Here is a 6000-nt window from a genome sequence, read left to right on the forward strand (position 1 = left end):
ACGACGCCCGGAGCCGACATGCCCGCCGCCCGCCGCACCGCCGTGCTGCTCGCGCTGGCCCTGGTGGTCGCCGGGTGCACCGCCTCCGAGCTGCGCGGGGACGGCCGGCCCGCGCCCCAGCGCAGCGAGCTCGTCGCCACCCTCGACCTGGACGCCGCCGTCGGCAGCGACGTCGTCATCTACGACCTCGCCGCCTCCCCCGCCGGGACGCCGGTCGCCCTCCTCGGCGCCGTGGACGCCGCGCAGAGCTGGCTGGTGCGGCTGTCCCTCGGCGACGCCGGTGTCTCGACCGACGTCCGCGCCATCCCGGCCGTCGACCCCGCGGCCCAGCTGGCCGTCGCACCCGACGGCACCGTCCTCGTCGCGGGCGACGAGCTCACGCGCGTCCCGCCCGACACCTCGGAGGTCATCACCACCCCGTGGGACCCCGGCGGGCCGCCGTCCGCCGTCGCTCTCTCCCCCGACGGCCGCACCCTCTTCGCGGCCCGCGACGCCGTGGTCACCGCTGTCGACGTCGTCACCGGCGCGGTGCTCGGCACCGGGGCGACGTCCGGACCGGTCACCCACCTCGCCCTCACCCCGGACGGCGGCCTCGCCGCGCTGGTCACCGCGGACCGCCCGGCGGGTGGCACCGGCGCCGTCCTCGTGCTCCTCGACCGCGACCTGCGGCCGGTCGGCGAGCCGGTCGAGCTGGTGCCCGAGCGGGGCAGCGCCGCGACCGCCCTGCAGATCGCCCCGGACGGCACCGCCGTCGCCGCCCTCCACCTCGGCGAGGCCCGCGCCGTCGGGCGGCTGGTCACCGTGGCGGACGGCGAGCAGCGCACGCTGGTGGACGTCGACGGCGCGGGCGACACCGCGCTCGACGCCGTCCTCGACCCCGACGGCCGGCTCGTCTCGTTCCCCCTCGCCGACCTGTCGTTTCCCGCAGAGCTGGTCACCGTCGACCTGGCGACCGGCGACCGCATCGGCGCGGCGAGGCTGTGCGAGGGCACCGGAGTGTTCGGTGCGGTCGCGCCGCTCGGGGACGGCGGGAGTGTGGTCGTCACCGGCGCGTGCCTGGACGACGACGGACCCCAGTCGACCGCGTTCGTCGTGGGCTGATCCAGCCGTGGGGTGCCAGTTGAGGCCGTGACCGGGCGCCTGTGGGCGACGAGTACTGGTGTCCGGGACATCGGACCTCGACAGTGGGACCGGAGGATCCATGTTCTGTAGGTGCGCAAGGGGTGGGCGACTTGGCGTACACGGAATCACGAGTGGTGGTGTTCGCGGAGGTTCCCTTTGAGGAGTCGGCCGAGGCGCCCTCGCGGCAAGAACTCCTGGACATCGGACGCGACGCGGTCACGAAGCGGACTGGGATTTCCCGGTTGCGCCGGAAGGCGCCGACGCCTGAGGTCAGAACTCGCCACGGTCATTACTGGTGGGCCGTGTCCGGAGAGGAGCCGCCAAAACAAGAACTTCGAGGCGACTATGCGTTCTTCGACATCGGGGCTGTTCTTGAGTTCGTCATCGAGGCAGGCGCTGCTGGGGTGATCGGGAATCGCCTGGACGCGCTGGTCATGGCATTGAAACGCAAGGCCGACCTCGCGAGGCGTACTGGTCGATCGGAGCCGCTCACCCGGGAGCAGGCGTTACGTCGAGCGCTCGCCGCCACGTGCGTCGCTTGGCCGGAGGGGGCACCCAAGACCTACGAAGTGGCATACGGCATCCCACAGCAACACGCGCACGTCATCGAGGAGACGCACCACGGAGACGGGCGGTGGTCCTTCACCTTCCATGCGCGACGACTGGACCGAGAAGCGGAGACATGGGAGTACCGCACTGACACAACCTGGCTCTACACCGTGGATGTGCCGCCGGACGACGAGGACGACGGTTTCAACGTGCTCGCCCTGACCGTCAACCGGCGGCGAACGGCAGAGCCCTAGCTGACCGCGTTCGTCGTGGGCTGATCGACGCGGTGCCGGAACGCCTCCCCTCCGCGGGCGCCCCGCCGGTACCGTGCCGCCGCCATCGGAACGGCGGGAGGACGAAGAGTGGTGCGCGGGATCGGGTTCGGGGTGCTCGCGGCAGTGGTCGCCGGGGTGGTGCTAGGCGCGGTGTCCCGGGGGCTCATGGCGCTCGTGACCCTGGCCGGCGGCGGATCGCCGTCGTTCTCGTGGAGCGGGACGGTGTTCATCCTCCTGCTCTACGTGCTGGTGGCGGCGCCGGGCGGGCTGGTCGCCGGCCTCACCACCTCCTGGCTGCGGTGGCTGCTGCCCGTCGCCGGCGCGGTGTTCCTCTGCGTGCCGGCCGTCGGGGTGGCCGGCGAGGAGATCGGCAGCACCGTCGGGTTCAGCGCCGCCCAGTGGCTGGGCACGGCCGCCGCCGGGGCCGCCGTCTTCGCGACCATCGCGCTGCTGCCCCTGCTGACGGTCCGGCTGGCCGACACGTGGCTCGGCCGCCACCGGACCGTCGCCCCCGCCCCTCAGCCCGTGGGCTGACTGCTCCCCGACGGCGGGCGCCAGTCCGGGTCGCGGCCGGTGAGGCCCAGCAGCCGGTGCAGCGGCGGGGCGTCGTCCGGCACGGGGACCGGCGGGCCGAACAGCCCGGGCGTCGGCGGCCCCGCGGCCACCTCAGACGCGAAGGCCGTCGCCGCCTCCACCGCGGCCGGGTCGGCCTCGAACTCCTGGCCGGTCGCGACCGCGAGGTCCCAGCCGTGCACGAGCACCTCGTCGGTGGTCACCAGGCCGATCCCCGCGGCCGGCATCGTCACCCCGCCCGCCGCGGTCTCGCCCTCCCACGCCTCCGGCCGGCGCCACGCGGCGACCAGCGCGTCCAGCTCGGCGGGGATGACCGTGCGCCACTGCGGCGGCAGGTGGTCGGCCGAGGCCCGCGGCGGTGACGGGTCCGGGTTCTTCTCGGCCGACAGTCGCAGCCCAACGGCGAGGCCCGCGATGTGGTCGAGCAGGGCGGCCACCGTGGTGTCCGCGCACGGCGTCGGGCCGTCGAGCTGGTCGTCGCGCACGCCCGCGACCACCCGCTTGAGCACCTCGACCTGCGGGCCGAGGTCGATCTGCGTCGTCTGCATGCGGTACAGACCGCCGGACGCCGCGCAACTCACCGCCCGACACCATGGGTAGCCGTACCATGACGGTTCGTCGACCGGGGAGAGCACCAGACCCATGGCCCACGTCCCGCCCGACCGCCGGCTGACCGCCCGCCTCCCGCGCCTCCGCCGCTCCCGGCCCCAGGACGACACCCCATGGGACGACGTCCCGGCGCCGTACGACTCCGGCCCGTACGCGCCCGCCCCCGAGGCGGAACAGCCCGCCCGGCGCCCGGCACCCAGCAACCGCCCCGACGCACCGCCCCGGCCCCGCCGGAAGCTCGTCCGCCGCCTCGTACGGGTGCTCGCCGCGGTCGCCGTCGTCCAGGCGCTGGTGGTCCTGTGCCTGCGGTGGGTCGACCCGCCGACGACCGCGTTCATGGCGGCCAACCCGGGCGACGTCGTCCAGCAGTCGGTGCCGGTCGAGCACGTCTCCCGCAACTTCCTCGCCGCCGTCATCGCGCACGAGGACGCCGCCCTCCCCTACCGCTCCGGCGCCTTCGAGTGGGACGCCCTCATGGCGCGCGCCGAGGCGCACCTGGCCGGCGAGGAGGACCCCTCGGGCTCCACCATCCCGCAGCAGGTCGCCAAGAACCTGTTCCTCAACCAGGAGATGAGCGCCTGGCGCAAGGTCGTCGAGGCCGGCCTGTCCGCCGAGCTCGCGCTGGCGCTCGACGACCGCCGCATGCTCGAGCTCTACGTCAACTACGCCCAGTTCGGGCCCACGATCTACGGCGTCTGCGCGGCCAGCTGGTACTACTTCGACTCCCCGCCGCAGGACCTCCCCGTGCCCCAGGCCGTCCAGCTCGTCGGCCTGCTCCCCTCCCCCGGGCACGTCCGGCGCGCACCCGGGGGCGGCCTGGACTTCGACGTCGAGGACGGCCGGGGCTGGCTCTCCCGCTCCCACGTGGTCAACGCGCAGAACCGGGTGCCGCGGCACATCGAGCGCCTGGGCTTCCAGCCGGTCGAGGACGCCGGCGTGACCGGTCTCGCCGCCGACCAGCCGGCCGCGGACGACGACTGCTCGGCCCGGCCGCAGGAGGTCGCCGACCTGATCGCCGCGGAGGGCACCGCCTGACGGCGCCGCCCATGACCGATGGAGCGGGGTGCCGGCTCCCGCCGTCTACAGGGGCAGCTTGTGGCGCAGCACGCCCCCGCCCTCGCCGCGCCCGGACAGGATCCGGACGAACTCCACCGCGTCGAGCGTGATCGGCGCGGCACCGCCGCGCGCGGTGTAGGTCCCGCCGGCGGCGCCGGCCAGTTCGAGGGTGAACGGGTCGTCGTGCAGCTGTGACCACTCGGCGACGATGTCAGCGACGATCCGCCCGTCGTGCCCGACCGTGAGCGTCATCGGTCGTCCGACGGCGCGGGTGATGTCGACCCGGTGGGTCCACACGTCCCGGGTGAACCCCATGTCGAAGAGGTACCCCAGCGGTTTCCAGCCCAGGTCGGTGCCGAGCGCGGTGCCCATCGGGATGAGCGGGAGCGCGCGGACGGGTGCCGGCATGCGGCGGCGGGCGGCCAGCGCCGCTGCCGCCGCCGTCTCCCAGCGCTGCGGCAACAGGTCAGGGGTCCAGTCGGTGCGGGCGCGCTGCTGCGCCTCGTTGAGTCCGTCGACCCAGTGCTCTCCGCCGATCTGCGCGGTCAGTCTCCGCCCGGTCAGCACCTGGCGGGCGAACTCCACCGGGTTGGCCTGCGCCTGCGCGGACGCGATCAGGTGCACGACCATGTCCCGGACCGTCCAGCGGGTGCAGTCGGTGGCCGCCGTCCAGTCCCCCGGGGCCAGCTGTCGCAGGAGGTCGAGCATCCGGGCGTTCTCCGTCGCGGTCAGCCGCATCGCCTCGTCGTGCCGGATCCGCGGGATGTCCGGTGCCGACCGCACGGCGGAGGGAGTCATGGCTGCTCCTCCCTGTCGGGGACCTCGAGGGGTCAGCCGCGCACCCTCGCAGCCGCGTGTCGCCGGCGACAGGTGCCTCGGCGGCCCGGAGTGCGACCCGGCGCGCCGCTCACCCTCGGTGCCCGTACGTCGGTGCCGGAAGACCCGCCACGGAGGCAGCTGCGCCTGCGCCGAGGAGGCCACCGGCCGACCGCTTGCTGCCCCGCCCGGTCAGCGGGAGGGTGAGCGCCGTCACACCCGCCCGACCGGGAGGAGCGGCCGCTTGTACGCGCGATCCACCAGCATCCACGGCAATCCGGACGACATCGAGAAAGGCATCACCTACCTGCGCGCGGAGGTGCTACCCGCCGTGGACAGGGCCGACGGCTGCGTCGGCCTCTCCGTGCTCGCCGACCACGACGGGGGCCGCTGCATCGTCGCGACCGCGTGGACCGACGAGCAGTCCATGCGCGCCACCGCGGCGGAGGACCGCACTGTCCAGGAGCACCTCGTGCAGACCCTCGGCGGCCACTCCGCCGACGTCCACCAGTGGGAGATCGCGATCCTGCACCGCGACCGCCCGGCCGGGGACGGCGCCGGCGCGCAGGTCACCTGGGCGCGCATCGCGCCCAACCACGTGGACGAGCTGCTCGACGCCTACCGGATCAACCTCATGCCCAAGCTCCAGCAGCTGCCCGGCTTCTGCAGCCTGAGCATGCTGGTCGACCGGCGGCAGGGCCGGACGGTCAGCGTCACCAGCTTCGAGACCCGCGAGGCCCTCGGGCTGGTGCGTCGCCACGCGCGCTCGCTGCGCGAGCAGTTCGCCCGCGCGATGGGCGCCAAGATCGTGGACGTCGCCGAGATGGACCTCGCCATCGCCCACCTGCGGGTGCCCGCGACCGTGTGAGCGCCCACCGGCGGCCCGGCCGGGTGTGCTCCTGCGGAACCTGGGGGGGGGGGGCCCGCGGGGGGGGGGGGCCCCCCGCCCCCCCCCCCCCCGCCCCCCCCGCGCGGGGGGTGGGGGGGCGGGGGGGGGGGG

7 protein-coding genes are annotated in these 6000 nt (G+C 74.7%); 5 read left to right on the forward strand and 2 right to left on the reverse strand.

The genetic code is table 11. The features are described 5' to 3' along the window. Window positions 1-18: 18 nt before the first annotated feature. The 3 genes from ACI78Q_RS21890 to ACI78Q_RS21900 all read left to right on the forward strand — a co-directional run bounded on the left by ACI78Q_RS21890 (window position 19) and on the right by ACI78Q_RS21900 (window position 2480). Window positions 19-1101 (forward strand): WD40 repeat domain-containing protein, encoded by a 1083-nt coding sequence (locus ACI78Q_RS21890; RefSeq protein WP_456925572.1) that lies wholly within the window; start codon window positions 19-21, stop codon window positions 1099-1101. A 152-nt stretch (window positions 1102-1253) separates the two neighbouring features. Further along, complete coding sequence (locus ACI78Q_RS21895; protein WP_456925573.1) at window positions 1254-1925, forward strand: hypothetical protein; 672 nt, start codon at window positions 1254-1256, stop codon at window positions 1923-1925. Between the two features lie 111 nt (window positions 1926-2036). Continuing rightward, a complete protein-coding gene (locus ACI78Q_RS21900) occupies window positions 2037-2480 on the forward strand; it encodes a hypothetical protein (RefSeq protein ID WP_456925574.1) in 444 nt (147 codons plus the stop codon). Here ACI78Q_RS21900 and ACI78Q_RS21905 read toward each other — a convergent pair. Beyond that, window positions 2465-3100 (reverse strand): TIGR03086 family metal-binding protein, encoded by a 636-nt coding sequence (locus tag ACI78Q_RS21905; RefSeq protein ID WP_456925575.1) that lies wholly within the window; start codon window positions 3098-3100, stop codon window positions 2465-2467. The genes ACI78Q_RS21900 and ACI78Q_RS21905 overlap by 16 nt on opposite strands. A 61-nt stretch (window positions 3101-3161) precedes the next feature. Between ACI78Q_RS21905 and ACI78Q_RS21910 the strand changes: the two genes are divergently transcribed. Then, window positions 3162-4163, forward strand: coding sequence for a transglycosylase domain-containing protein (locus ACI78Q_RS21910; RefSeq protein ID WP_456925576.1), 1002 nt, complete (start codon window positions 3162-3164; stop codon window positions 4161-4163). 45 nt (window positions 4164-4208) lie between these two features. Here the strand turns inward: ACI78Q_RS21910 and ACI78Q_RS21915 are convergent, their stop codons facing one another. Continuing rightward, window positions 4209-4982: a maleylpyruvate isomerase family mycothiol-dependent enzyme gene (locus ACI78Q_RS21915; protein WP_456925577.1), complete on the reverse strand. Its 774-nt coding sequence runs from the start codon at window positions 4980-4982 to the stop codon at window positions 4209-4211. A gap of 262 nt (window positions 4983-5244) precedes the next feature. Between ACI78Q_RS21915 and ACI78Q_RS21920 the strand changes: the two genes are divergently transcribed. Continuing rightward, window positions 5245-5868: a hypothetical protein gene (locus ACI78Q_RS21920; RefSeq protein ID WP_456925578.1), complete on the forward strand. Its 624-nt coding sequence runs from the start codon at window positions 5245-5247 to the stop codon at window positions 5866-5868. The last annotated feature ends 132 nt before the right edge of the window (window positions 5869-6000 follow it).

This window comes from Geodermatophilus sp. SYSU D00705, from assembly GCF_054050135.1.